This is a genomic window from Microvirga arvi (genome assembly GCF_016892765.1).
In the GTDB taxonomy this organism is placed as follows: Bacteria; Pseudomonadota; Alphaproteobacteria; order Rhizobiales; family Beijerinckiaceae; genus Microvirga; species Microvirga arvi.
This window is the reverse complement of record NZ_JAFEMD010000071.1, coordinates 1-25,448: the sequence shown is the minus strand read 5'-3', so window position 1 is coordinate 25,448 and position 25,448 is coordinate 1. Positions and strand designations below refer to the sequence as shown.

Sequence of the window (25,448 nt, the reverse complement as noted above, 5' to 3'; positions counted from 1 at the left end):
CGGGGCAGCATGGCCGGTCCCATGGCATTGAGAGTGCCCTGATCGAGATCCCGCGTAAGCCACAACGCCAAGGCTGCCAGAAGCACGAGGGTCGCTCCGGCGATCAGGTTCTGTGGTCCTCGGACAAGGCCAAGGCTCGAGCGGGCTGAGTGACGTTCCTGAAGCCCGGCCGTCGGTGCATTCACCGTCGGATCCATACGCGTTCCTCCTGAAAATGCCGTTGCTTCTTGTGAGCACCAGGTTTGCCGCGGCCAGAATCACATCTTCCATGGAAGTTGGCATGCATTAATACGTGCCAAAGGAGACCCCTTATGTCAACCATCCATTCATACTTGCATGGAAGTGGTTAGGTAGGGCAGAATGAAGCAGGAGGGCATGCTGGTGGACAAGCTGCACATGCGGGCAAGGCAGGAGCCCGAAAAGAAACCGTCGCTGGTCGAGGACGCCTACAAGGCGCTCAAGGACGCGATCCGCAACAATGTCTTTCCGCCCGGATACCAAGGCTCGGAGCAGGAGATTGCCTTGCGGCTCGGCATGAGCCGGACGCCCGTTCACGAAGCGATCATCCGGCTTCAGGAGGATGGCCTCGTTCGCGTGCTCTCCAAGCGAGGCGTCACGGTTTGCCCACTCGCCCCAGAGGACATCCGAGAGATCTACGAGGTGATCATCGCAATCGAGGCCATGGCGTCCGAGCTGCTTGCCGCTCTGCCTGACGAGGAACGGCAACTCGTGGCCGACGAACTCGAGGAAGCGACGTCAGACATGGAACAGGCTCTCCGGGACGATGACCTCCTCGCGTGGGCTGCGGCGGACGACCTGTTCCACCGGACCTTGGTGGAGCGCTGTGGCAACAGCCGGATTCGCAGAATCGCCCAGACGTTGACCGACCAAGCCCACCGGGCGCGGATGCTCACGCTCAAGCTCCGGTCCAAACCGACCGGCTCGATCGCCGCCCACAGGGACATTATCGCTGCGATCCGGAAGGGCAAAGCCGCCGAGGCCCACCAACAGGCCCGCCAACATCGCATCAGCGCCCGCGATGAACTCGTTCCGCTGATCGTGAGCGTCGGCATCAAGCATCTGTGACGTATCCACTCGAAAGGAAGACGGCTCCATGGAGATCCACATTGCAGGGACGTTTCCGACGAAGCAGGCTTCGGCCGACGCATTCACGGGAACGGTTTGGCACGATCCGATCATCGATGCCCCGCCGCCCGCCAGACTTCGGGCGAACCGTGTCACGTTTGAGCCCGGTGCGCGGACGGCCTGGCATACCCACCCCCTCGGCCAGACCCTTTACGTGATCCTAGGCGTCGGGCGCGTGCAAACCTGGGGCGGGCCGGTCAAGGAGATCAAGGCTGGCGACACCGTGTGGATTCCACCGGGCGAGAAGCACTGGCATGGGGCTTCGCCTGCCACCGGAATGGTCCACATTGCCATGCAAGAGGCCCTGGATGGCAGCCATGTTACCTGGATGGAACATGTCACTGACGAGCAGTACGGCGTGACGCCCGAGGCTTGAAACTGCCGGTCAACCGCTGATCACATCGCCAATTCACGCATGACCTTGATCAGGTCCGACTTGCCCTCGTAACTAATGCCGGACCCGACGCAATGTTAGGCGACATCTGGTGCCACCATGCGGGATGATGATCAGCTGAACCGAGCAAACACGTCCCAAGATATCGGATCTGTCACATTGCTGAGCGAACCGTCCCACCTCCGGCAAGCTTCGCGGCCAGACGCACGGCGTTCTCCAGGGCACCGGTCGACGCAACGCCCTTGCCGACGATGTCGAATGCAGTTCCATGGGCTGGAGTCGTGAAGACAGCCTCAAGGCCTGCTGTGACTGTGACCCCTCGGTTGAAACCCCGCAGCTTCGTCGCGATCTGGCCCTGATCATGGTACATGGCGACAACCCCGTCGTACTCACCCGCAAACGCTTTCAGATAAACCGTATCGGCTGGGAACGGGCCGCGGCAGTCGATGCCACTTTCCGCCGCCGCTGCGACTGCGGGGGTGATGATCTCGATCTCCTCGCTGCCGAACAGGCCTCCCTCTCCGGCATGAGGATTGAGAGCCGCAACTGCGAGGCGCGGCCGAGCAAAGCCTGCGCGCCGCATGGTTCGATCAGCAAGCCCGATGGCATCCGTGATGCTCTGAGAGGTGATCTGGTCAAGGGCTTGTCGCAAGGAGACATGTGAGGTCACACGCGACATCCATTGATTGTCGAGAACATTCATCTCCGAGAAATAGCCGCGATGTTCCAGGAGATGGGCGAACATCTTGTGCTCGTCGGGAAAACGCCAGCCTCCGGCATACAGCGCTGCCTTGTTGAGCGGGGCGAAGGTGATCGCATCCACCTTTCCCCGGCGCGTCATGGCGACGGCATCGGCCAAGGTTTCACCCGTCAAGCGCCCCGACTCCGCTGACATCGCGCCGCGCGGCAGCCCTGCCGGATCGGTGTTCTTGAGATCGATGATCGGAACGTCTGGACGGCTCCAGTCGATCTCATCGACGGAGGAAACGGCGTGCCATGACAACGAGACCCCAGCGTCACGCATGCCCTGCTCCAGCACCCGCACGTCACCCACGACGACGAGACGACCCGCATCGCTCAGACGCCCGTCCGACAGGACTCGGGCACATAGCTCTGGTCCTATACCCGTACAGTCACCGAGGAGGAGCGCAATTCTTGGCAGAATCTGCCTGTCAGCATCCAAGGTCGCCACCTTCAAGCCCCTTCGCATGGGTCAGCCCGTATTGGACAGTCATTCGCCCGCCCGAGACCGACATCAGCAACTCACTTACCGAGCATGGCAATCCAGCTCAGATAGTCAATCGAAGATTGTTGACAATTTACGAAAATGTCTAAACCCTGAAGCTGTAGCAATTCAGGTGGCAGCAATGGATATTCCCCTGTTCGAACATCATGCTTCCATGCCGCCGCTGCGCCCCCACGGCCGTCTGTTGATGGAGGGCTTCACCTATAGAACGATCCGCACATCAGGCGCGGAAATCAACGTCGCCATGGCGGGAAACGGGCCGCCGCTCCTTCTCCTTCACGGTAATCCGCTGACTCATGTGAGCTGGCATAAGATCGCCCCAAGCCTCGCGGAGAGCTTCACGGTTGTCGCACCGGATCTGCGCGGCTATGGCGACAGCTCGAAGCCTGACGGCGGCTCGGACCATGAAGCCTATACATTCCGGTCCATGGGACAGGACAACATGGAGGTCATGGCGGCTTTGGGCTTTGAGTGTTTCTCGGTCGCTGGCCATGATCGAGGCGCGCGGGTTGCCTTCCGTATGGCACTGGATTACCCCGAGCGCATCGAGCGCGTTGCCGTTCTGGACATCGTGCCAACGCACCATGTGCTGACCAACGTGACCCTCGGATGGGGCCTGGAAGCCTATCACTGGTTCTTCATGGCGCAGAAAGCACCCTTTCCGGAAAGGCTGATCTGCGCCGACCTCGACTATTACATCCGCTACAAGCTCAATAAAAAGGGCGTCGGTCTCGAAATCTTCTCACCCGAGGCCATGGCTGAATATGTGCGTTGTACGACGCCGGAACAGATCCATGCCGTCTGCGAGGATTACCGGGCAACCGTGACGCTCGATCTTGCCATGGATCAGGCGGACTTCGGCGTGAAGACAATCGGCTGCCCCGTCCTGGTCCTGTGGGGATCGAACAGCCACTGTGGCCGACACTTCAAGCCGCTCGATGCCTGGTCCCCATGGGCGCCGGACCTCAGAGGCTGGGCAATCCCCACGGGCCACTATCCTGCCGAGCACCGGCCGGATCTCGTTTATTCCACGTTCTGGGAGTTCTTTACGGGAAGCGAGCCGCTGCCGTTTCGAGAGGATGCGGATGGAGCCGTAGCGCCATAATGCGGAACATCGATGCCGCCGCCGCGAAGCAACTCGTCCACTCACAAGCGGAAATGGCCTTCCTGGATGTTCGTGAGCATGGCCCCTATGGGGAAGGACATCCTCTTCTGGCCGTATGGTGCCCCTACAGCCGGCTAGAGCTTATGGCTCCGTCCCTGGTTCCCAACCCGAAGGTGCCCCTCGTTCTGATCGATGGCGGTGACGGCATTGCAGAGAAAGCGGTGATGCGATTGGAGCAGATGGGCTACCAAGACGTGATGGTGGTAGCGGGAGGCACCAAGGCATGGCTGGAGGCAGGCTACACCCTGTTCGAAGGAGAGCACGTCCCGAGCAAGACGTTGGGGGAACTCGCCGAGAGAGCCTACCATCCGAACACCATAAATCCGGAGACTTTGGCCGAATGGCAAAGAGATGCTCATTCCCATCTCCTGTTCGACGTCCGCCCGCCCGCCGAACATCGTAAGATGACTATACCAGGGGCTTGCTGTCTCCCGAATGGCGAACTCCCGCACCGGCTGTCTGCTGCAATCCCCGACACGTCTGTTCCGATTGTTCTCACCTGCGCCGGGCGCACCCGCAGCCTCATCGGGGCGATCAGCCTGAAATTCCTTGGGATCGGAAACCCTCTCTACAGTTTGCGAAACGGCACTCAAGGATGGGCGATTGCCGGGTTCGATCTCGATCGCGGTCGGGAACCTGGAGAACTCCCGCTCCTGTCCTCTATGGATCTTCAGGCGAGTCGCAGTCGCGCACATGATTTCGTGCAAGCGGCTGGTATACCGGTGATTGGAATGGACGACCTCTTCGCATTGGCGGCAGATCCGAGCCGCACGCTCTATCTGTTCGACGTGCGCAGTGCCGAGGAGTTCACGGCCGGACATGTGGCAGGCGCAACGCATGCGCCATGCGTCCAGATCGTGCAGGCCAGCGATCGGTGGATTGGCGTGCAGCGTGCGCGCATTGTGCTTGCGGACGACACAGGCTTGCGGGCCTCCCTCGCCGCATACTGGCTCCGCCAGCTGGGTCATGAGGCCTATGTGCTGCCTGATGCGGATGCCCCTCTTGCTCCTGAAGGTTGGCAGTTCCCGAAACTTTCGCGCTCTACGCAGCGTCCCCTGTTGCAACGGCTATCAGTCCAGGAAACGGCAGAAGCCGTTGTCTATGGCGATGCGATCCTTCTCGATCTTCGCCCATCCTCCGAGCACCGGCGCGAGCACCCCGCAGGAAGCCGCTGGGCGATTCGGCCCGAGCTGAAGATGTCTCTCGGCTCTTGGCAAGGATGCATATGCCTGATCGCAGATGAGGAAGAGGTTGCCAGCCTCGCGGCGATTGATCTGCACGAGATGGGATATGAGGTGCGGCTCGTGAGCGGAGGCCTCCCAGCCTGGAAAGCCGCCGGACTTGCGACCGAGACAGGATGGCCGGTTTCCACATTGCCGGCGATCGATTTTCTCGCCTTCGTTCATGACAGGCATGATGGCAATCTCGACGCGGCTCGCCGCTATCTTGCCTGGGAAACGGGCCTAGTGGATCGGCTTGATCCCCAGGAGCGCGCCACGTTTCTGCTGAGATAAAGGGGGGGGCACGGCAGCCCGCCCCTTCGCTGCCGTGCCCCGTTGCCGCTGCAACCGCAGGCTCACGCGACCGCGCGTGTCTTCTCCTCCATTCCGCGAATGATGGCACGGGTCATGTCTTCGGTCCGCCCGCGACCGCGAATGTCGCCGGTGCGGCTCGCCGGATCCAGCAGAGCCTGCGCCGTGGCTCGCTCCATGGCAGCAGCGGCCGCCACCGCCTCCGGAACATTGCGGGCCCGCCCCAACCAGTCGAAGAGCATACGAGTCGATTCGATCATGGCGTAAGGATTTGCGATGCCTTGGCCGGCTATGTCAGGCGCCGAACCGTGAGTTGCCTGAGCCATGGCAATATTGCCCTCGCCGATGCAAAGGCCCGGAGCCATGCCGAGCCCTCCAACCAATCCCGCCGCTTCGTCGGAAAGGATGTCGCCGAACATGTTGGTGGTCACGACCACGTCGAAGCTTTGCGGATCCCGGACGAGACGCATAGCAAAGGTGTCGACGATCACGTCATCGACGAGCACATCCGGGTACTCCTTCGCGGCGCGCCGACACTCTTCCACAAACATGCCGCATCCGAGTTTGAAGACCGTGTCCTTATGAACGAAGGTCAGGTGTTTGCGCCGGTGGCGGGCCAACTCGAGAGCAGCCTTGGCCACGCGATAGCTGCCCGCACGCGTGATGACGCGCACCGAAATCGTCACATCCTCGGTCGGGCGGAATTCGCCCGAGCCGGCGACAACGTTGCGGTCGGGCTGGAAGCCTTCGTTGTTCTCACGGACAATGATGAGGTCGACGCCATCATGGAGACAGCCGATATCCGGATAGGATCGGGTGGGCCGCACATTGGCAAAGAGATTGAAGTGCTTGCGGAGGATCGGGTGCGGGTTGATTGCTCCCGGCCCCTTTGGATAGGCACGGTGTCCGATAGGTCCAAGAATCCAGCCGTCGAGTGTCGACAACGTTTCGAGTGTGCCTTCCGGCATAGTGGAGCCATGGGTATCCAGAGCTCTCCGGCCAATGGGCATCGGCAGCCAGTCGATAGACAGATTATGCTGCCGCGCAGCCGTCTTAGCCACCTCTACAGCGGCCGGGACCACCTCGTGCCCGATGTCGTCGCCTTCCAGAATGCCGATCTTGAGAGTCTTGCTGCTCACTGTTTGTCTCCGTTTCTGGTCCCGCGATGCCGGCCAGTCTGGCCGCCTGATGGCCGAAAATCTTTGTGATGAAATGGCAGTGCTGGCCCTTGCAGGCTCTTAGCACAGTATCGGGATCCGGCTCCGCCGAACCCCTGCTTGGGTGATGTGATGAGGCGATCCGCTCAGGCCTCGACGCGGAGCTGATTCGTCAGCTGCTCGATGGACTTGAGCGTTTCAAGATCCCGCACCATAGCGACGACATCCTCGGCCCTCTGGCGTGGGAAGCGGGCAAACTCCGCACATTGCCGGAACTTGTCGGCCACCTCATCATAGGTCATCGGATTGACCGGGCTGCCCTTGCCGAAATCAGCCCGGCCAGACACCTTGCGTCCGTCGGCGAGTTCGATGTCGATGATCGTCGTCATTTTGTGGTAGCCGGCGTTTTCAGCCTCTTCATCGAGGACGAAATCAACCTTCTCTATCATCGCCTTCACATCTGGACGCAGAACCACCTCGTCCGTGAACTCGTTCAGCCCGGCCCTTCCCTCTAGGAGGAGAATGGCCATGCAGAACTCCATGGAAAATTTAGCCTGGAGCTCGTTGGTTGGACGATGGTGGATCAGTGCGTTTGGCATGTTGGAATTGGTACCGACGCGAACCCGCCGGACATCTTCTGCGCGAATTCCATTCTTGCGGATGAGCCTGAGCATTTCAGTCATGCCCGGATGGGTTAGGGAGCCTGACGGATGCGGCTTGATGGAGATGCCAGGTTCGGCGAATGTCCAGGGCGCACCGAGCTTGTCCACGATAGCATTCGGGTCGAAGCCGCCTCCTGCGGCCCGGAAGAAGCCGCGTGGGGCTTCTAGGATCTTGTCGGTGGCTGTCCAGCCATAGTTCGCAAACTGAGCCGCTGCGACGCCGCTCTCGGACGAGCGACCCGCATGGAACGGCTTCGTCATCGTGCCGAAGTTCTCACGTAGGCCAGCAGACTGGCTGCCTGCAATCGAAAGTGCCCTGTTCGTTGTCTCCGCATCCAATCCCATCAGGCGGGACGTAGCGGCGGCGGCAGCGAAGGTTCCGCATGTTGCCGTGGCGTGAAAGCCCGTCTGGTAGTGCCGAGGATTGATCGCTTCGGCGATTTTGCATTCGACCTCCACTCCAAGATGATAGGCCATCATGACCGAGCGTCCGTCCGCGCCGACCATTTCACCAACAGCAAGAGCCGCCGGAAGCGCCGGCGCAGTCGGATGGGTGAGAAGGCCGTAGACACGATCAGCCGCGACAGCTAGCTGGGTATCGTCATAATCGTCGGCATGAATTCCCACACCGTTGGCGAAAGCAGCGAAACGCGGCGCAACACGCAGGGACGTACCTATCACGGTCGAAGGACCGGCTCCCAGTCCGAGATCAGCCAGATGCCGCCGGACGAGTTCGCCTGATTTCGCAACTGAGCCGGAGAGGGCCAGACCGATGCCGTCGAGAATGGACTTCTTGCCGAGTTCAACGACGTTATGCGGAAGATCCGCGGCAGTCGTGTTGCAAACAAAATCGGCGACATACCACGTGAGCGCGCGATCCTCGGTTCCGATTTTCGTGTCCATATTCTTCCTTCCCTCGTGTTCGCTCATTCGGGCTAATTTCCCTCCGGAGCATTTGATAGTTACTGTTTATTGTCAACAATCTTTTGCAGACTGGCATTGGAACGCGGTATCATTTAAAGGTAGCTCCAACACAGTGGTGACGGCACAATGGACGACACAATTCTAGATCCAGCGCTGGGGCTCCGAATTCGACGGACGGAATCTCTGACCTCACTCATCAGACGCGAACTTGAGCGTATGATCGAAGTCGGAGAGCTTAAGGCTGGTGATCGCCTTAACGAGAATGCACTGGCGGCCAAGCTTGGCGTGAGCCGTGGCCCCATCAGGGAAGCCTGTCGCGGCCTTGAGCAGAGCGGCTTGGTACACGTCATCGTCAATCGCGGCGTCTTCGTCAGAGAGATCAGCAACCACGAAGCGGCTGAGCTCTATGACATCCGCGCCGCACTCTATGCCCTCGCAGGGAGGCTCTTGGCTCCGAAGATCACCAAGAAGCAGGTTGCGGAACTGCGACGGATGGTCAGCCAGATGGAAGATGCCGCCGACAAGGGCGAACTCAACGTCTTCTATCCCCTCAACGTGCGCTTCCATGAGGCGATCGTGCAGTTCAGCGGCAACGGACGGCTCCTCAGCATATCCACCTCCGTACACCGCGAGATGCATCTGTTCCGGCGCCGGACGCTCGACATGCCGGGTCGGATGAAGATCTCCAATTCGGAACATCGGGCGATTGTTGACGCATTGGCCGCGAAGGACGGCAATGCAACGGCTCAGTTGATGGAAGATCATGTCCTGAAAAGCCGAGAGCTCCTCTTTGGCCCTATGGGAACACCCGTAGACTGAGCCGCACCGACTCAGTCCCAAAGATCATCGCCTGGTTACCGTGCGATAGGCAGCCGCTGGCCTCCCAATACCGGTAGCCGGTTAGCGATGATGACCACCGCGAAAGAGATCACGAGCAGCATGATCCCGAGCACAGAAATTGCTCCAAGGTCACCGCTTTCGTTTAGATCATAAATAATGACCGAGACTAATTTTGTTTCTGACGTCGTCAGCAGGATCGTCGCTGAGAGCTCGCGAATGGTGCCGATGAATACGAAGCACCACGTGGCGATAACGTTTGAACGCAGCAACGGGGCCGTGATCAGGCGCAAGGTGGTCATTCGGTTTCCACCCAGGATCCGGCTTGCCTCCTCCAATTCAGGATGAACACTCTTGAAAGCGGAGGACAGCTGTTGATAGCCCGCAGGCATCTCGATCGTCAGAAAGGCGATGAGAAGGATCCAGAGAGTCCCGTACAGCATGAGGTTCGGGTTCGAATAACTTAGGAAGAGGCCAACACCGAGAACAATGCCAGGAATGGCGACAGGTGCGGTCGCAAGATAGCCGAGCATCTGGCTTCCGGGGACCGACCGCCGGGTTACAAGATAGGCTATCACGAGAGCGATTGCCGTTCCGATGGTTGCTGTCATAAATCCGAGCAGGAAGGTATTGCGAAGCGCGAGTTTCGTGGCCGAAAACTCGAAGAAGACGAAGTTCACATGGTGGAGCGTGAAGCTGCTCCAGGTCAACGGTTCAGCAACCGTCCGGGTGAGCGCTGTCTTGATAAGAGCTGCATATGGAAGCAGAACGGTTAGCAGCAGAACGGCGACCACGAAGGCGATGGCAAGCCAGCGCCAGCGCCCTAGTTTCGAAATTCTAGGGTCGCTGTTCTTTCCTCCAAGGGTCGTATAACCACGCCGTCCCAAGATCCTGGCTTGCCCCCACAGCAGCATCACCGTGACGATGAGCAGAGGCAGTGCTGCAGCCGCGGCAAGCCCTGGCTTCGGCGGGTATTGGAACAGGCTCCAGATTTTCGTGGTTATCACATGGAAGCCAGCCGGAAGCGCCAGGATTGCAGGCGAGCCGAACATAGTGAGCGCTTGAAGAATAGCGATCATCGTGCCGGCGAGGATCGCCGGGAGCACGAGCGGGATCGTCACACGCCGTAAGGTTGTTGAGAGCTGCCCACCAAGCATCGACGAGGCATCCTCAAGATCAGACGGAACGCGCTCCAATGCATTGACTACAAGAGTGAAGACATAGGGAAACGTGTAGCAGGCGATCGCGAAAACCAACCCCGTAAAGGTGTAGATATCGACAAGGTACTCGTAGGCCTCCAAACCAAAAAGGCTGCGATAGGCCACGTTGATGAGGCCGCTGTTGGGAGCAGCCAGAATTTCCCATGCGATTGCTCCGAGAAACGGGGGTGTCACAAAGGAGGCCGTGACAAGAGCTCTGATTGCCGTGCGCCCCGGTAGGTCGGAGCGGGCAACAAGCCATGCGAGGGGTGTTGCAGTCATGCAGGAAAGAGCCCCGACACCAAGGGCCATCCCAAGCGCCGTCAGAAAGGGACGGCGCAGGGTTGGATCGGTTACCAGGGCAGAAAAGTTGGCCAGACTGAACTGGCCGTTCTGGTCCAAGATGCTGTAGTAGGCGAGCCAGAAGAGGGGCAGGATGACAAGAAGGCCCAGCACCAATGCCAGCACGATGAAGATCGGTCGAGATAGGTCGATACGTCCGCGCCGTGCCGGCATCGGAAGGGAAATCGAGACGCTCATGAACTGCTCCGGAAATCTAGCCCGCTCTACTACGCGATGCCGTTGATCAGGTACCGAAGTTCACTTCATACTTTTTCTTGAGATCTTCGATCTGAGGCTCGAGCTTTGCTGGATCAGAGTAGAGAATTTTAATTTTAGACAGAGGAGTCCGCCCCTCCTTCTCCTTCACCTCCGGATGGAATGAGCGTAGGCCACCGACATCGCTGATCAGCTGCTGGGTATCTTTGGAGAACAGGAAGGCGTAGAACAATTTCGCTGCGTTCGGATGCGGAGCGTTCTTCAATAATCCCGCATGTCCAATGGCAATCGGTGTCCCTTCCGTGGCATAGACGACCTCAACTGGAACGCCTGACTCCTTGAGCATGAACATGTTGTACTCGTTTCCATCCGCCATGATAGAGCGTTCGCCCTGGGCCAGCTTTTTCGGCGGCTCCGTAGACGACTGCACCTGCATGATGCGCTGCTTACCGAGCTTCTCGAAGTAATCCCAGCCTAAAGCTTCACTCAAGGCATGAGTGCCGGTCATGATGGTGCCGCTATAGCCCGGGTGAGCCTTGACGATTCGGTTGCGCCACTTCGAGTCAAGAAGATCCGCGTGGCTTTTTGGAGCATCCTCCTTTTTTACCTGAGTTGTGTTGTAGCCGATCACCGAGAGATGTGCGCGATAGGCTGCGAACTGTCCGTCGGGATCCTTGACCTGAGCCGGCCATGATTTGGCGACATCGCTCGGCACTGCGGGCTGTAGCCAGCCTTGCCGTTTGAACAGAATGAAATGCACGGCGTCAGAGGTTTCAATCACATCCGCCTTGTGGATGTTTGAGCCATATTCCTGACTGATGCGCTGGAAGACGCGCTCGGACCCGGATCGCTCAACCTGCACCTTAATACCTGGGTATTTGGCCTCGAACGCGCTGCCCACCTTCTCGGAGACCTGCACGTCTGTAGCCGTATACCAGACAACCGATCCTTCCTTCTTAGCGGCCTCAATCATCTCCTGATTGGGTTCATAGGGTGCAGGTGCCTGTGCCCAGGCGAGTCCACCGGCACTGAGGAGCGCGATGCTGCTGACGAGCGCTCCGCTCAGAACAGTTCTGCGATTCATCATGTCTTTCCTCCCTTAGTGTGCAAGCGCGCGGCAGTGCTCCGGCGGAAGATGGAGCCAGACCGCTTGCCCTTGTGGGACCGCGATATCCGCTGGAGTTACCGTGCGGATTGCGTCCCCATTGCTCAGCGTGACCAGATAGTCGCGATGAGATCCGAGATAGACCTGACGGGTGACTGTGCCAGGCACCCAGTTCGTCTCCCCTGGCGCAGGAGCGCTGGTGACGAGATTGATGTCATGGTGACGGATGGCAACGGAGGTTGGGCCTTGAGCGGCAAAGTCCCCGCTTCCGCAGCGCAGCACGACGCCTCCTACATCCACGACATCACCGGACAAACGATCGCCCTTCAAAACGTTGGCACCGCCAATGAAATGCGCCACGAACTCCGATCGCGGCCTCTTGTAAATGTCTTCTGGGGAACCAGCCTGCTCGATGCGTCCCTGGTTCATCACGACAATCAGATCGGCTGTCGTCATTGCCTCCGATTGATCATGAGTGACATAAACGGTCGTGTATCTGTACTGGTCGTGCAGACGTCGGATCTCGAAGCGCATCTCCTCACGGAGATTGGCATCTAGATTGGACAAGGGCTCGTCTAACAGAAGCGTCTCCGGCTCGACAACGAGCGCGCGAGCCAACGAGACGCGCTGCTGCTGACCGCCCGACAGTTCGCCAGGATAACGGCTTGCAAGAGCCTTGAGCTTGGCCACATCGAGAATGGCTTCAACGCGCCGGACGATGTCCTCGCGGGACATTTTGCGGAGCCGCAACCCGTAAGCCACGTTTTCAAACACGGTCATGTGTGGCCAGAGCGCATAGCTCTGGAAGATCATGGACATATTGCGCCGCTCGGGGGGCTCACTGCGTTCAGGGGACGAAACCATACGTCCGCCGACTCTGATCTCCCCTTCGCTAGGCTCTACGAACCCAGCAATGAGGCGCAGAGTTGTGGTTTTCCCACAGCCAGAAGGTCCCAGCAGGCAGACCAGCAGTCCTTTTGCGACTGATAGGTTTACGTCTTTGACTGCCGGATGTGCGCCATACATTTTGGAAAGACGCGTAAGCTCGAGATAGCTCATCTCACCTCCCAATTTTGCCGACACTGCCGGCCCAGCACCTCTCCGGGCGCTCGTAAGGTGAGCTTCAGCGACATATCTCGGATTGTCAACAATCTACTTTTCGCAAATCTCGTTTGATGCCGCTCTTTTGAGTGAAATCAGTATAAAAATGAACAAGTCAAAGTGCTCCCCAACGAGAGTGCACACGGACAGGACCCACACATAGGTGGGTAGGAGGGGCTAGCCCAAGCTACGCTTAATCGAACTTTGGTGAGGCGGATCTGTTTCTACAACGCTCAACAAACGGTCACGAGCAGAGGTGACATGCCGCCAATGCGCCTCATGAGCCCAGGCCGGATCCCGAGCGGCAATGGCGGCGACTATCTCACGGTGTTCCTCGTTTGAAACTGCCAACCCACCGCCCTGAACAAGGCTGCGAGCGCGGAAAAGGTGCAACTTCTTGACGAAGCTTCGGTATTGCTGCGCGAGCATGGCATTCCCGGCGGAATCCACAATGAACTCATGAAAGGCAAGGTTGAGCGGGTAATAGGCCTCGAAGTTGCGCTGGCTGGACGCCTCCTCCATCTCGGCAACAAACCGGTTCAGGCGTTGGAGTTGATCTGCCGTCACGCGTTTAGCAAGAAGCTTGCCGGCCAGACCGAACAAGGCTGAGCGGATCTCGTAGACTTCTCTGACCTCTTGAACCGACAGGCGGCGAATGAAAGAGCCGCGGTTTCGTACCGAGATTATGAGCCCTGACCCTTCCAGGGCGCGGATCGCCTCACGAATAGGCCCCCTGCTCGTGCCCAATACCGATGCCAGCTTAAACTCGTTGATACGCTCCCCGGGAGCAAAGCTTCCGCTAAGGATGAGCCGCTCAACCTCCCGCTCGACGGCAGTGGCAAGGGACGAGGTGCGGAGCACGGCCAATTCATCAGAGGGGGATCTCAACATGAAACAGAATACCTTCAGAAGGATCGTATGGATCGTCCAGCATACAACGTTTTTCGTCAACTGTTGACAATTTTTGCAGGAGCATTCATCAACCTTGGAGGGCTCTGTCGGAGCTACATTCCTTTGAATATCGGGAGAATTATAGAGATGGATTCCGCAGCTATTGACAAATCGAAGATCACGCAACTTCTCGCGAACTTCGTTGTCAACTCCAAGCCCGACGACATCCCCGAGCATGTCTACACGGAAGCGACACGCTCGTTTCTGAACTGGGCCGGCTGCGCGGTTGGTGGCTCGATCCATCTTACCCTCGACCGCACGCTTGCCGCCATCCGTCCGTTCGCAGGCGAAGGGCAGGCAACCGTTCTTGGCCGCGGCGAAAAGCTGGATTTGCTCCACGCGGCTCTGTTGAACGGCATCTCGTCTCACGTCTTCGATTTCGATGACACCCATCTCAGAACAATTATCCATCCTGCCGGTCCTATCGCGTCGGCCCTGCTGCCACTGGCCGAAACACGCCCCATGACCGGCCGTGAATTTCTTCATGCGTTCATCCTTGGCGTGGAGGTCGAGTGCAGGATCGGAAATTCCGTTTACCCTGAGCACTACGACCGGGGATGGCATATTACAGGCACGGCAGGTGTCTTCGGTGCAGCAGCAGCCGCAGGGAAGATCCTTGGATTGAATGCGCAGCAGATGACTTGGGCACTCGGCATCGCGGCGACGCAATCCTCCGGCTTGCGTGAAATGTTCGGGACGATGTGCAAGCCGTTCCACCCTGGACGGGCTGCACAGAATGGGCTTCTTGCCGCTCATCTCGCCGCCCAGAATTTCACCAGTTCCGACCGCGGCATCGAAGCTCCCCGCGGGTTCGCACATGTTTTGTCGACGAAATTCGACCCTGCCGAGATCACAGAAAAGCTTGGGGATACCTGGGAAATCTCCCTCAACACCTACAAGCCCTTCGCCTGCGGCATCGTCATCCACCCGGCATTGGACGGCTGCATCCAGCTGAGAAACGCCCATGGCCTGAAAGCCGAGAACATCGCGTCCATCGACCTGAAGGTTCATCCGCTCGTCCTCGAGCTGACAGGCAAGACAGAACCCAGGACCGGTCTTGAAGGAAAGTTCTCGGTCTATCACTCCTGTGCGGCTGCTATCGTGTACGGCCGCTGCGGCGAGCATGAATATGCCGATGAGGTGGTCATAGACCCACAGATCGTGGCCCTGCGCCGCAAGGTACGGGCCGAGGCAGAGAAGGGCATCCACGAGGATCAGGTGAGGGTCGCGATCACCACAACGGACGGAAAGGTCCATGAGCTTTTCGTCGAGCACGCGATCGGGAGCCTTGATCGTCCGTTAAGCGATGAGGAACTTGATCACAAGGTTCGCGATCTCTGCGAACCCGTTTTGGGAGCCTCCGGCGCGGACCGCTTCATTGCGCTCTGCCGAAATGTTGCAAACTCCTCAACTCTTGCATCGATCATCGAAGCGGGCATTCCAACACGGTAAAATTGAAAGGGCAGGCTCCACGCGGAAGCCTGCCCTTGATCAAGCTGTACCCTTTCAACGCAGAGCGCAGGCAGATCACCTGCGCTCTTTGTTTATTCAGCTTCGAAACTTCTCGATTCCGGCAAGGGTCGGGGTGTCGAAGAGGCTCTCGCACCAATGCGCGAGAGCATCGGCCTGGGTCTCCGTCCAACCGCCATATCGCGTATTAGCCCGGAATTTCGCGAGGATTTCCCCGCGGGATAGCGGCTCGCGGGCACCGCCCCGCATATGAGGTTGATGCGCGCTGCGGATGCTTCCATCCCTGAGCGTCGCGGCAACGGTTCCGGTGTAGTTTCGCGGATATTCGTCATTCGGGTCGATCTCGTACCTCACCTTCTGAGCAAGTGCCAGGATCACGGGATCTGAAATTTTCAGTTCGGTGAACTGCTCGAGGCCAGCCGCCTGATCGACAAAGCCGGCTGCGACCCCAAATGGAACACTGAACTTCGCGGAATAGGGCGTCGAGGGACGGCGCTTTTCGGCAAGCGGTTCCCACAATCTATGGACAGTGCCCTCACCGACTTTGCAGACAATATCCTCGATCTCATCAGGCCTCACCCCTTCCCGCGCCAGGCGGATGGCACAGTCGATGAAAGGCTGAACCATCGTACCGCAAGCATATGGTTTGAAGGCAATTCGGGCTGCCTTCCACTCGTTTCCGAGATCAGACGTGATCCGCGAGTAATCTGGCGGGATCTCAGGAACGCCGAAGGCGTAGAAGAAGCCATGCTCTCCCTCGAAGACTGTTCGAGGCCCCTTGAACCCTGCGCGTCCGAGCGATGCAGCCCGCAGCCCTGCCTGCGCCGCCCAACCGGGATGGATACGCTTCGTCCATGTACCCTCGGCCAAGTACTCGATGATGCCGGAGGCAAAACTTCCGGCCACTCCCAGGGCATCGACAAATTGGGTTGGAGAAAGACGCAGCGCCGTGCTCACGCCGGCAGCCGCGCCGATTGCTCCTATGATCGCAGTGGGATGAAATCCCGCCCGGTGCTGAGCCGTTGGAGCGACTATGGCCATGCGGCACATGAGTTCTGCGCCGACGGCTATTCCACGCAACGCGTCTTGACCCGTTCTTCCATGGCGCTCGCAGGCAGCCAGCACTGCAGGCACAATGACGGCGCTGGTGTGTACAGGTGTGCCCTCAAACGTGTCGTCGTAGTCTTCCCCGTGAGAGGCGGTTCCATTGATCAGGGCCGCACCAGCAGCATCATAGCCGCGCGCATGCCCGAAAGCCGTGCAGGCTCCCTCCCCTTCCCAGGCATACACGATGGCTTGAACGTAATCTTCATGACGCGCCGATACGGCCAACCCGGCATGGTCGATAAGGGCTGAGGTGGCAGTCTCCCGCAATTCCTGCGGGAGTGAAGCGTCATCCAAGGTCGACGCCCAGGTGGCAAACTGCTCGGCGAGCGCCTGCCCGATCGGGGGCGTGTTCTCTTTGGCCATAACTTCACTCCATATCGTCAAATCGAGAAGGTGGGCGTCGTCTTAAGAGGAGATGGATGCCGGGCCCGATTTGCTCCCCTGGTCCGGCGCCTCAGGCAGAACGAGTGGCTCTCTCAAGCGGCGGATCTCTCTCAAAGCTGAAAAGCCGATGATGAGAGCTGCACATAGAAGAAGGCCAAGGCTGACGCCGTCCTGCAAGAAAACGATGTGGTCGCCGTTAGTGATCAGGAGGGAGCGCCGGTAATTGGATTCGATCATGTATCCGAGCACGAGACCGAGGATCAGCGGCAGAGTTGGGAAACCAAGCTTGCGCATCACGAAACCGACAAGTCCTGCCATGAGCACGACTGCGAGGTCGAAGAGGCTGTGATCAATCGAATATACCCCGGATACCACAAGCCCAAAGATGGCTGCCATGAGATAGGGCTTCGGCCGCTTCACGAGCCATATGCATGGCCCGAGAATTACGATGCCGAGAAGGAACATCATGATGTTCGCCGTAAAGAGGCCGCCGAAGAGGCCATACACGATCTCTGGATTCGTGGTGAACAGCAGCGGGCCGGGTTGCAGGCCATGGATTAGAAAGCCACCAAGGAGGATGGCAGTCGAGTTCGAGCCCGGAATACCGAAGCTCAAAGTTGGAACGATTGCCGTCGCGGACACAACGTTGTTGGCAGTCTCGGGGGCAATCACGCCCTCCTCCGAGCCTTTGCCGAATTTTTCAGGCTCCTTCGACCAACGGCGCGCCTCATTATAGGAGAGGAATGCCGCTACGGAGCCGCCACCTCCAGGAATGGCGCCCTCGATCGCTCCGAGCACGCAACCAATGGCCTGCGCCGTACGCAGGCGCCACAAGGTCGCAAGGCTCGGAAGCTTAAGGCGCGCATTGCTCGCCTTGGGCTGACTGCCCTCCGTCCACCGATCCTCTCCCGCCTGTGCCATCAGTTCCGCAACTGCGAAGATGCCAAGCATCACAAGGATGAAGTGAATGCCTTCGAGCAGTTCCGGTTTGCCGAAGGTGAACCGGCTCACCCCAGAAATCGGATCCGTCCCGACGGTCGCGATCATCATGCCGATTACGCCAGCGATCAGGCCTTTCAGAAGCGCTCCTTCCGACAACGATCCGATGATGCTGATGCCGAGGATACCCAGCGCAAAATAAGCAGGTGGCGTGAAATACAACGCGAGACTAGCAAGAGGCTCCGTCAGCGTGGAGAGCAGGATCAACCCGAACAATCCACCGATGGTGCCGCCTACGAGAGAGAGTCCAAGAGCTTCGCCACCTCGTCCCTGAAGCTGCATTTCATAGCCGTCGATCACTGTCGCGGCTGCGGAGTTCGTGCCGGGCGTCCGGATCAAGATGGCCGGGATTGAGCCTCCGTACTCGGCCCCGACATACACGGATGCGAGCAGTACCACCGCGACGAGCGGAGGGAGATTGTAAGTGAAGGGCAGTAGAAGAGCCATCGCAATCGAAGGTGAAATTCCCGGGAGTGCGCCCCCGAGAATACCCCACGTGACGCCGCCGATTGCAGCCAGCAGGACGGGCATCGACGTGACAGCCTGCCAGGCATAGAAAAGGCCTTCCATTTAAACGCTCCATGAACAATCGTAGGAAAAGGCGCCCGCGCGTTGTCGGCGCCCACGCTCAACCGATTAGCCGTGGCCAAAATCCTGCCGGCAGAGGCACTGCCAGGACCTGAACGAACAGCACGTAGAAGAATACCGAGCCTAGGGCGGCAAACAGAAATAGCCCGACCGAGGGGCGTTTCCCGTTGTAAAGCGCGACCGTCAGCAGCAGTAAGGCAATCGTCAGGATGTAGCCGAGATAGGGAACCAGCACGAGATAACCGGCTCCAATTGCGATCATGCCGAAAGCCCTCAGGTAAAGGGCACGCTGCTCAGCCCTTGCGTTAAGGTCCGCCCCTGCGGTTTGCACAGCCGCCTTCATCGTGAGGAGCGTCTGCGCAATAAGCCCCGCCGACAGAACGGCAAGCGCGATGGCCAGCATCTTCGGCAGTCCGTCCGCTCCGACGCTCCCGCTAAGACGGCTTTTCGGGATTGCATCTGCACCAAACCAGAAAACCACTGAGAAGATCAGAAGCAGGATTCCTGTAACCAGATTACCGCGCATGATGTCTTTTCCCGAAAAGCCTGAGACGCCGTTAAGAGATCACTCGGTGGTGATGTTGTACTTCGTGAAGAAGGTCTTCTGACCCTGTGCGAAATCAGCGAGGAATTTCTTGTATGTCTCGTGATCCATATAGGCCGGAATGAGCGCATCCTTTTCATACACGGCTTTGAATTTCGGCTCCTGAAGCACCTTCTGAGCCGCATCCTGCCAGGCGGCGATTACTTCGCGCGGAAGCCCCTTGGGTCCGGCGATACCGCGGAACTTGCGGACAACCAGATTCATACCCTGCTCCTTCGCGGTGGGAACATCCGCAAATTGCGGGAGCCGCTGTTCGGTGTAGGTTGTGATCAGGCGGATCTTCTTCGCATCGATCTGGCCGCGTAGCTCGGCGATCTCGCCAATGCCGACATTGGACGTTCCATTGAGCACACTCAGCATCACGTCCCCGCCACCATCATGAGTGATAATGGTCATTTCCGTGGCGGTCTCAGCCTTGAGTTGCTCCATGATCTGGCGATCAAGGGAGCCAGGAGTGCTCACGCCGACGCGCACCTGGTTCGGTCGCTTCTTGGCGTCTTCAACAACGTCCTTGAGTGTCTTGTACGGGCTATCAGCACGGACGAACACGATCTGAGGGTCCTGGAACATGTTCACGACTGGATCCATGTCCTCATAGGTCTTGTCCGGCTTGCTGAGGATTGAAGTGTTGATGTAGCTCGGCGTTGTTCCGTAAAAGACGCTGCCATCGGCTGGCGAGCCGGCAACGGATGCCATAGCTTTGGCGCCAGCGCCGCCACGAACGTTCTCAACAACGAATGTCACACCCATGATGGGCGAGAGATGTTTGATTAGCTCGCGCAGAAAGACGTCCGTTCCGCCACCCGGGCTGGAGTGAGTGACAAGTTTGACGGTCTTGTGTGGGTACTCTGCTGCAAGGGCTGGCTGAGCCATCATGCTCACTGCTGCAAAGCCTATGCAGAATGCTGTCTTGATCTGAGTAAGTCTCACGATTTCCTCCTAGCTGTTGCAAGCCGCCTTTCCAGCGGTCTATCGATGGCATTATTTTTGCCAACTGTCGACAATTTCAGATACTCGCACCAGTCCCGCGTGAATGGCAAGAGCTAGTGCCAAACTTGTTACCGGTACGGCAATATCAACCGGCTCACGGCATGTAGAGCCCGCCACTCACGTGAATGGTTTGCCCCGTGATGAAACCTCCGGTGGGAAGACACAGGGTCCGAACAACCTCTGCCACATCTTCCGGTGCTCCTTCATGGCCGACTAGGGGCTGCCCGCCTCCAGGAAGCGACACGCTGTGGCCGGAGGTCACCGATCGCTTACCGCCTATCTTGCCTGGAACAACGCAGTTGACCGTAACCCCCTGCTCGGCAAACTCAACGGCGAGCGCGCGGGTCAGGCCTGTCAGGCCGCTTTTCGCTGTTGCCACATGCGCCCGGTTGTAAGCTCCCGTGTTGGCGCTGACTCCGCCAATGTTGATGATCCGCCCATGTCGCGAGCGGACCATATGGGGAAGAACCGCGCGGGAGCCTAGGAAAGCTCCCTCAAGAATGACGCTGGTGATCTCGCGCCATTCTGAAAGGGACATCTCGGTGAACGGGACTTCCCGCCGGATCGCAGCGTTATTGACGAGAATGTCGATGCGCCCGAAGGCCTCTATCGCTGCCGAGACCAAGCCAGCGACGGCCTCTTCATCCGTCACGTCTGCAAGGTGAAATATGGCTCGCCCACCGATCGCCTCGATGTCTCGTACGGCGGCTTCGGCTTCGTCGCGAGACGACTTCGCATTAATGACGATTGCAGCACCTTCCCGGGCCAGAGACAGAGCAATAGCCTTGCCGATGCGGCGCACGCCCCCTGTCACAATCGCAACCTGTCCATCAAGAAGTCTACTGTCCGCCAAGGCTTCCTCCCCGTTCCGCTTCGTCTAGCGGCAAGCTGACGTGCAGCTTTTATGCCACTCAGGCGCTCTATGCCCTCTCAAGGCAAAATCAGGGATCGGAAGCGGGTCCAACCCACAGCTTGAATCCTGCCCCTGATATTGGCGCGCCGGGTAATCATCGACAGTTTATTGTATACAATAGTGCACAAAACCCAGGATGGGTCAAGTCTGTCTCCTTGCCCAGAGGCGAACCCGAGGCCTGCGGCTGGTGTCCCACGCACGCCAATAACCTGTTCTCCCCCTCCAAAGCCTTAGCGCGGCCACCCTCGACCGAGGATTGCCGCAACGCCAGAAAACAGACCTATCCAGCTGAAGAACTTATAGAAATACAATGTAAAAGCGTTCACGAAGAAGGCCCGGATCACATGGAAAGCAATCACGAGCGCAACGTTCAGGTGAAGCACCTGAGCCGTCAAAGCCATCTCGGCCATGCCCCCAGGAGACGCACCTAGCGCCACGCTCGCAAGATCAATCCCGGTCAGGGACGATACTGCGCCGGCATAAGCGAAAAGCAATACGGTCAGCAGGATCGTGAACATGCTGCTGACGACAAAAATGCGGGGCAAACGAATAAGACTTTCGCGACGGAAGCGAGCTCCGATCGTAATCCCGATCAGGAACTGCCCGATTGAAAACAAAAGCCCTGGGATCCGTCCCGTCAGCAGCCCTGTCGCGGCCACGATCCCGGTGCCGAGGATCGCACCGACAGTCCACGGATTGTTAAAGCGGAGCAGCCGAGTCACCGCGACACCGGCAAGTCCAGCCAAGAGTGCAGCAGCAACCTCAAACCAGGAAAGCCGGATCTGAGCAGCCTGATCCAACAGTCCCCCATCGAAATCTAAAGCGATAATCAAAGGCGGCATGAGGCAGACCAGCAGAGCAACCCTCAATGCTTGGGAAATGGCGATGGGCTCCGGCTCGGCCCCTACGGAGACGCCGATATTCGCCATCTCGGATAGTCCGCCAGGAGTCAGGGAGAAGAAGGCCGTCTTATGATCGATCTTGCCGACCATGGACATCGGCACAGACAAGGTCGCTGAGAGCAGGATCGCCACAAGCGCCGTCACGATCATCCATGGAGCCCACATGACGAGGACGCCGACAGCTGCCGCGGTAATGTTGAGACCAACGCTGGTGCCGACGATAGCCTGTCCAAGACGCCGCCCCAGGACCGGCGCGAAAACTGGGAAACCTGCGATGGAAGCCAAGGCCGTCGCGATCAGTGGCCCGAGAACCCAGGCAAGCGGCACATGGGCATAGGCTGCGAGCCACCCGAGCCCGACAGCCAAGGCAAGGCTCGGAACGACATGCCAGGACGGAAGGTGGAGAGAAGGCTTCAGGCGCATAGGGCCAACAGGTTCCGAACGTCGCCAAGCCGCTCAAGCTGCCTGACCATCTCCAATATCCGCGATGCCCTTTCTTGTCCTATCACCGGCGCTGCATTCGTTAGGAACTTGTCCTCGATGGCGGCGTCGGACATCGGATTGTCCACCGTGCCGCTCGCATGAGCAACCTGATGTTCGTAGCGGTCGCCATTGCGCATCACAACAGCGGCCCATGCCTGATCCTTGCCAAGACCCTCGTCAGTCTGGACACTGACAATCTCGCGCAGGGCCACGACATCAGGATGACGCGAGCGATCATCGGTGTACTGGGTGATGCCGGCGGCACGATCCAGGAACGCGACGGCCACACTGTGGGTGAGACTGAACTTCGACTTCAAACCTGTCTTCGGATCAGCGACACCCGTGATTGAGACCGCCAGCGGATTGACCCGAAGCTCAATTGCAGTCACCTGATCCGATGCAGGAACCTTTCGTGCCAGAGCAATCATCGCATCGATGGCCGGATGCAGCACAACTCCGCAGGCGTAAGGCTTGTGACCATTGCGTGTGATTTCCCAACGCGTGCCTAGTTCGTCAAGAACAAGGTCGGTTTTCGCGACACTGCTGTAGATCCGGCAGAAGCCGCGTTTTCCCTCAAGGATTTCGTCCGAGCTATCGAAACCCTTCTGCGCAAGCAGCGCAGCCAGAACCCCGCTCGATGCCGCTTTGCCCGCATGAAACGACTTGCACATCGTTCCTCGGTTTTGCTGCATGCCAGCGGCTTGAGTTGCCGAAATACCCAGGGCGTGGACCATCTGTTGGGAGTTCAAACCAAGAAGTTTTCCTGCTGCAGCTCCTGCGGCGATCGAACCAAGCGTGCCTGTCAGATGCCACCCTCCTGCGTGATGCGCAGGCGCTCCCTGCCCTGCACGGACGCCCGCTTCGAAGCCGGCCGCGTAAGCTGCCAAGAAATCTCGTCCCGTGAATGCGCTTCTTTCCGCAAGAGCAAGGAGAGCCGACAGGATCGGAGAGCTGGCGTGAAGGACGACACCGCCCATATGGGTGTCGTCGAAATCAAGCACGTGGCCCATCTGCCCATTGGCGATCGGCGCCTCAAGCAGCCCAAGTTTCATGTCGCGCCCAAGCACCGTTGCCTGCGGCATTCCCCCAACCTCCTCAAGCACGGAGAGAAGTTTGGAGATCGTTGGATGCCGGCTTCCGGCGAGAGCACAGCCGATCCAGTCCAGAATTCCACGACGACCGGTATGGATAGCCGCTTCAGGAAGATCCTCGAATGAGAGTGAGGCCAGAAAGGCGGCCAGATCGTTCGTGATGTTCAGGTCAAGGGCAGCAGCCCCGTATTCCGCCTGAACGGACTGACTGCTCATTTGATTGCTCCTCCCAGACAAGCAGGCTGATGTTTCATCAGATCGCAAGCCTTGTATTGCTGTTCAGGCGCGAGTATTCATGAAGCGGATCTCGATTGTCAACAATCGACAGAATACCTTCAGACTCCGTTGAGGCTATTTTCTCGATGGGTCCGTCGGAGGAAAGAAGCCTCCTCTCTGATGGGTGGGGGTCTGTTTCCAGAGACTTAGGCGGATATAAAGAGGCAGCGGACGAGAGGAGAACCTAGTGCACGATCATTCTGGCACCGAGATTTCGCATGAGAGCTCTGTGCTCTCGGAATACATTGCCGGCACGCTCGACCGGGATCTGCCGCCGGAGGTAGCGCTCAAGACGAAGTATCACATCCTCGATACAATTGCCGCGATCCTCTCAGGATCACGCCTGAGAGCGGGCCGTCTTGCCGCTGCTTACGTGGAATCCATCGGCGGCAAGCCTGAAGCAACAGTCATCGGAACATCATTCATCCTTCCTGTTTGCAGCGCAGCCCTTGCCAATGGCATGGCAGGCCACGCTGATGAAACAGATGACTCGCACCTCGCCGGCCGCTTCCATCCTGGCTGCGGGATCGTGCCCGCCGCTCTGGCTATCGCCGAGCAGCAGGACCGCAGCGGGCGGGATCTCTTGCGCGCCGTTGCGCTCGGCTACGACATTGGCGCCCGCACTACTCTGGCTCTTGGATTCAGCCGGCCAGACACCGCCCGCCACAGCACTCATAGCTTAGGCCCGGCCTTTGGCGCGGCCGCAGCCGCAGCCGCTCTTCTGCGCTTTGATCCGGCCCGTGTCCGCCATGTTCTGTCCTACTCGGCCCAGCAGGCCTCCGGCATTCCATTTTGGCAGCGCGACAAGGAGCATGTTGAGAAGGCCTTCGACTTCGGCGGCATGGGTGCGCGAAACGGTGTGGCGGCAGCAACAATGGTCGCGGCCGGGTTCTCAGCCGTGGACGATCCTCTCTCGGGAAAGCACAACCTGTTTACCGCTTTCGGCGAAAACCCTACCCCCTCCCGTTTGACGGAAGGGCTCGGATCTCATTTCGAAATCATGCGCGCTTCGATCAAGAAGTGGTGCGTGGGGTCGCCAATCCAGGCTGTGCTAGATGCAACAGCGGCTTTGATCGAAAGTCACAATTTAAGAGCAGAGCATATCAGGCAGGTGATCATCACGATGCCTGACGACCGCATTCACATTGTCGACAACCGCACGATGCCGGACGTTTGCGTTCAGCACCTTGCTGCTCTTGCTCTGGTCGATGGCGCGGTGACCTTCGAGAGCTGCCATGATCGGGAGCGGATGAACGACCCTACCGTGATGACTATCCGTAAACTGATAGAACTTGTCCCAAGCGCCGAGTTGACCATTGCCACTCCGGCCAGGCAGGCCATTGTGGAGATTGTGACGACTGACGGCCGCAACCTTCGTCATCACGCCAAGGCAGTTCGAGGCACACCAGAAAACCCGATGAACGGTCATGAGATTGAGGCGAAAGCTCTCGATCTAATATTGCCTATTATCGGCTCGGATCGGGCCAATGCGCTCATTAGAAGCGTACTAAGGCTCGATGAGATCACGAAGGTTATAGAACTACGCCAGTGGTTTACAGCCTGAAAGTACCATCACTATAGATTCCTGAAGGCGCGCCGCAGGCGCGCCTTCTCGCTGGAAACGATGCGGTCAGCCTTTATATTCAGTGCTGAGCCGTGATTAC

Annotated in this window: 21 protein-coding genes and 1 pseudogene; 7 read left to right on the top strand and 15 right to left on the bottom strand. The window is 58.6% G+C overall.

Features of this window, described 5'->3' with window-relative positions; genetic code table 11:
- Positions 1–197 (bottom strand): annotated as a pseudogene (locus tag ILT44_RS26225) (hypothetical protein); the annotation flags it as partial.
- Positions 198–360: 163 nt separating this feature from the next.
- Between ILT44_RS26225 and ILT44_RS26220 the strand changes: the two are divergent.
- Both ILT44_RS26220 and ILT44_RS26215 read left to right on the top strand, forming a co-directional pair.
- Complete coding sequence (locus ILT44_RS26220; RefSeq protein ID WP_204242552.1) at positions 361–1,086, top strand: GntR family transcriptional regulator; 726 nt, start codon at positions 361–363, stop codon at positions 1,084–1,086.
- 28 nt (positions 1,087–1,114) lie between these two features.
- Complete coding sequence (locus tag ILT44_RS26215; protein WP_204242551.1) at positions 1,115–1,522, top strand: (R)-mandelonitrile lyase; 408 nt, start codon at positions 1,115–1,117, stop codon at positions 1,520–1,522.
- 172 nt (positions 1,523–1,694) lie between these two features.
- On the opposite strand, the gene ILT44_RS26210 is transcribed toward ILT44_RS26215, so the two are convergent.
- Positions 1,695–2,732 carry a PdxA family dehydrogenase gene (locus tag ILT44_RS26210; RefSeq protein ID WP_204242550.1) on the bottom strand — a complete coding sequence of 346 codons (1,038 nt, stop codon included), beginning with the start codon at positions 2,730–2,732 and terminating at the stop codon, positions 1,695–1,697.
- A 175-nt stretch (positions 2,733–2,907) separates the two neighbouring features.
- Here ILT44_RS26210 and ILT44_RS26205 point away from each other — a divergent pair, with 175 nt between their 5' ends.
- Both ILT44_RS26205 and ILT44_RS26200 read left to right on the top strand, forming a co-directional pair.
- Positions 2,908–3,891 carry an alpha/beta fold hydrolase gene (locus ILT44_RS26205; RefSeq protein ID WP_204242549.1) on the top strand — a complete coding sequence of 328 codons (984 nt, stop codon included), beginning with the start codon at positions 2,908–2,910 and terminating at the stop codon, positions 3,889–3,891.
- Positions 3,891–5,465 (top strand): rhodanese-like domain-containing protein, encoded by a 1,575-nt coding sequence (locus ILT44_RS26200; protein WP_204242548.1) that lies wholly within the window; start codon positions 3,891–3,893, stop codon positions 5,463–5,465. Before ILT44_RS26205 ends, ILT44_RS26200 begins: the two co-directional genes overlap by 1 nt.
- 62 nt (positions 5,466–5,527) lie before the next feature.
- Here the strand turns inward: ILT44_RS26200 and ILT44_RS26195 are convergent, their stop codons facing one another.
- Entirely contained in the window at positions 5,528–6,622 is a 1,095-nt protein-coding gene (locus tag ILT44_RS26195) for an isocitrate/isopropylmalate dehydrogenase family protein (protein WP_204242547.1), read from the bottom strand.
- A 164-nt stretch (positions 6,623–6,786) separates the two neighbouring features.
- Positions 6,787–8,205, bottom strand: a complete 1,419-nt coding sequence (locus tag ILT44_RS26190) for an MmgE/PrpD family protein (RefSeq protein ID WP_204242546.1) — start codon at positions 8,203–8,205, stop codon at positions 6,787–6,789.
- A 147-nt stretch (positions 8,206–8,352) separates the two neighbouring features.
- Here ILT44_RS26190 and ILT44_RS26185 point away from each other — a divergent pair, with 147 nt between their 5' ends.
- Positions 8,353–9,045, top strand: coding sequence for an FCD domain-containing protein (locus ILT44_RS26185; protein WP_255549926.1), 693 nt, complete (start codon positions 8,353–8,355; stop codon positions 9,043–9,045).
- 35 nt (positions 9,046–9,080) lie between these two features.
- Here the strand turns inward: ILT44_RS26185 and ILT44_RS26180 are convergent, their stop codons facing one another.
- The 4 genes from ILT44_RS26180 to ILT44_RS26165 all read right to left on the bottom strand — a co-directional run bounded on the left by ILT44_RS26180 (position 9,081) and on the right by ILT44_RS26165 (position 13,917).
- Positions 9,081–10,802: an ABC transporter permease gene (locus tag ILT44_RS26180; protein ID WP_204242544.1), complete on the bottom strand. Its 1,722-nt coding sequence runs from the start codon at positions 10,800–10,802 to the stop codon at positions 9,081–9,083.
- Between the two features lie 46 nt (positions 10,803–10,848).
- Positions 10,849–11,907, bottom strand: coding sequence for an extracellular solute-binding protein (locus tag ILT44_RS26175; protein ID WP_204242543.1), 1,059 nt, complete (start codon positions 11,905–11,907; stop codon positions 10,849–10,851).
- A gap of 12 nt (positions 11,908–11,919) precedes the next feature.
- Positions 11,920–12,984 (bottom strand): ABC transporter ATP-binding protein, encoded by a 1,065-nt coding sequence (locus ILT44_RS26170; protein WP_204242542.1) that lies wholly within the window; start codon positions 12,982–12,984, stop codon positions 11,920–11,922.
- A gap of 219 nt (positions 12,985–13,203) precedes the next feature.
- Complete coding sequence (locus ILT44_RS26165) at positions 13,204–13,917, bottom strand: FCD domain-containing protein (RefSeq protein WP_204242541.1); 714 nt, start codon at positions 13,915–13,917, stop codon at positions 13,204–13,206.
- A gap of 147 nt (positions 13,918–14,064) precedes the next feature.
- On the opposite strand from ILT44_RS26165, the gene ILT44_RS26160 reads away from it, so the two are divergent.
- Positions 14,065–15,429: an MmgE/PrpD family protein gene (locus ILT44_RS26160; protein WP_204242540.1), complete on the top strand. Its 1,365-nt coding sequence runs from the start codon at positions 14,065–14,067 to the stop codon at positions 15,427–15,429.
- Between the two features lie 96 nt (positions 15,430–15,525).
- On the opposite strand, the gene ILT44_RS26155 is transcribed toward ILT44_RS26160, so the two are convergent.
- The 7 genes from ILT44_RS26155 to ILT44_RS26125 form a co-directional block, all read right to left on the bottom strand.
- On the bottom strand, positions 15,526–16,917 hold the full coding sequence (locus tag ILT44_RS26155) for an MmgE/PrpD family protein (protein ID WP_204242539.1): 1,392 nt from the start codon (positions 16,915–16,917) through the stop codon (positions 15,526–15,528).
- A gap of 42 nt (positions 16,918–16,959) precedes the next feature.
- The gene (locus tag ILT44_RS26150) at positions 16,960–18,507 is read right to left on the bottom strand and encodes a tripartite tricarboxylate transporter permease (protein ID WP_204242538.1); all 1,548 of its coding nucleotides are present in this window, start codon (positions 18,505–18,507) and stop codon (positions 16,960–16,962) included.
- A gap of 58 nt (positions 18,508–18,565) precedes the next feature.
- The gene (locus ILT44_RS26145; RefSeq protein WP_204242537.1) at positions 18,566–19,051 is read right to left on the bottom strand and encodes a tripartite tricarboxylate transporter TctB family protein; all 486 of its coding nucleotides are present in this window, start codon (positions 19,049–19,051) and stop codon (positions 18,566–18,568) included.
- 39 nt (positions 19,052–19,090) lie between these two features.
- Positions 19,091–20,059: a Bug family tripartite tricarboxylate transporter substrate binding protein gene (locus ILT44_RS26140; protein WP_204242536.1), complete on the bottom strand. Its 969-nt coding sequence runs from the start codon at positions 20,057–20,059 to the stop codon at positions 19,091–19,093.
- A gap of 154 nt (positions 20,060–20,213) precedes the next feature.
- On the bottom strand, positions 20,214–20,972 hold the full coding sequence (locus ILT44_RS26135; RefSeq protein ID WP_204242535.1) for an SDR family NAD(P)-dependent oxidoreductase: 759 nt from the start codon (positions 20,970–20,972) through the stop codon (positions 20,214–20,216).
- A 290-nt stretch (positions 20,973–21,262) separates the two neighbouring features.
- Complete coding sequence (locus ILT44_RS26130) at positions 21,263–22,357, bottom strand: AbrB family transcriptional regulator (protein WP_204242534.1); 1,095 nt, start codon at positions 22,355–22,357, stop codon at positions 21,263–21,265.
- Positions 22,348–23,772, bottom strand: coding sequence for an MmgE/PrpD family protein (locus ILT44_RS26125; RefSeq protein WP_204242533.1), 1,425 nt, complete (start codon positions 23,770–23,772; stop codon positions 22,348–22,350). Before ILT44_RS26125 ends, ILT44_RS26130 begins: the two co-directional genes overlap by 10 nt.
- A gap of 199 nt (positions 23,773–23,971) precedes the next feature.
- On the opposite strand from ILT44_RS26125, the gene ILT44_RS31785 reads away from it, so the two are divergent.
- On the top strand, positions 23,972–25,348 hold the full coding sequence (locus ILT44_RS31785; RefSeq protein WP_204242532.1) for an MmgE/PrpD family protein: 1,377 nt from the start codon (positions 23,972–23,974) through the stop codon (positions 25,346–25,348).
- The last annotated feature ends 100 nt before the right edge of the window (positions 25,349–25,448 follow it).

Excerpts from the sequence above, each read along its gene's own strand:
- ILT44_RS26220 (WP_204242552.1), top strand. The coding sequence starts at position 361 with ATGAAGCAGGAGGGCATGCTGGTGGACAAGCTGCACATGCGGGCAAGG.
- ILT44_RS26215 (WP_204242551.1), top strand. The coding sequence starts at position 1,115 with ATGGAGATCCACATTGCAGGGACGTTTCCGACGAAGCAGGCTTCGGCC.
- ILT44_RS26205 (WP_204242549.1), top strand. The coding sequence starts at position 2,908 with ATGGATATTCCCCTGTTCGAACATCATGCTTCCATGCCGCCGCTGCGC.
- ILT44_RS26200 (WP_204242548.1), top strand. The coding sequence starts at position 3,891 with ATGCGGAACATCGATGCCGCCGCCGCGAAGCAACTCGTCCACTCACAA.
- ILT44_RS26190 (WP_204242546.1), bottom strand. The coding sequence starts at position 8,205 with ATGGACACGAAAATCGGAACCGAGGATCGCGCGCTCACGTGGTATGTC.
- ILT44_RS26185 (WP_255549926.1), top strand. The coding sequence starts at position 8,353 with ATGGACGACACAATTCTAGATCCAGCGCTGGGGCTCCGAATTCGACGG.
- ILT44_RS26180 (WP_204242544.1), bottom strand. The coding sequence starts at position 10,802 with ATGAGCGTCTCGATTTCCCTTCCGATGCCGGCACGGCGCGGACGTATC.
- ILT44_RS26175 (WP_204242543.1), bottom strand. The coding sequence starts at position 11,907 with ATGATGAATCGCAGAACTGTTCTGAGCGGAGCGCTCGTCAGCAGCATC.
- ILT44_RS26170 (WP_204242542.1), bottom strand. The coding sequence starts at position 12,984 with ATGAGCTATCTCGAGCTTACGCGTCTTTCCAAAATGTATGGCGCACAT.
- ILT44_RS26165 (WP_204242541.1), bottom strand. The coding sequence starts at position 13,917 with ATGTTGAGATCCCCCTCTGATGAATTGGCCGTGCTCCGCACCTCGTCC.
- ILT44_RS26160 (WP_204242540.1), top strand. The coding sequence starts at position 14,065 with ATGGATTCCGCAGCTATTGACAAATCGAAGATCACGCAACTTCTCGCG.
- ILT44_RS26155 (WP_204242539.1), bottom strand. The coding sequence starts at position 16,917 with ATGGCCAAAGAGAACACGCCCCCGATCGGGCAGGCGCTCGCCGAGCAG.
- ILT44_RS26150 (WP_204242538.1), bottom strand. The coding sequence starts at position 18,507 with ATGGAAGGCCTTTTCTATGCCTGGCAGGCTGTCACGTCGATGCCCGTC.
- ILT44_RS26145 (WP_204242537.1), bottom strand. The coding sequence starts at position 19,051 with ATGCGCGGTAATCTGGTTACAGGAATCCTGCTTCTGATCTTCTCAGTG.
- ILT44_RS26130 (WP_204242534.1), bottom strand. The coding sequence starts at position 22,357 with ATGCGCCTGAAGCCTTCTCTCCACCTTCCGTCCTGGCATGTCGTTCCG.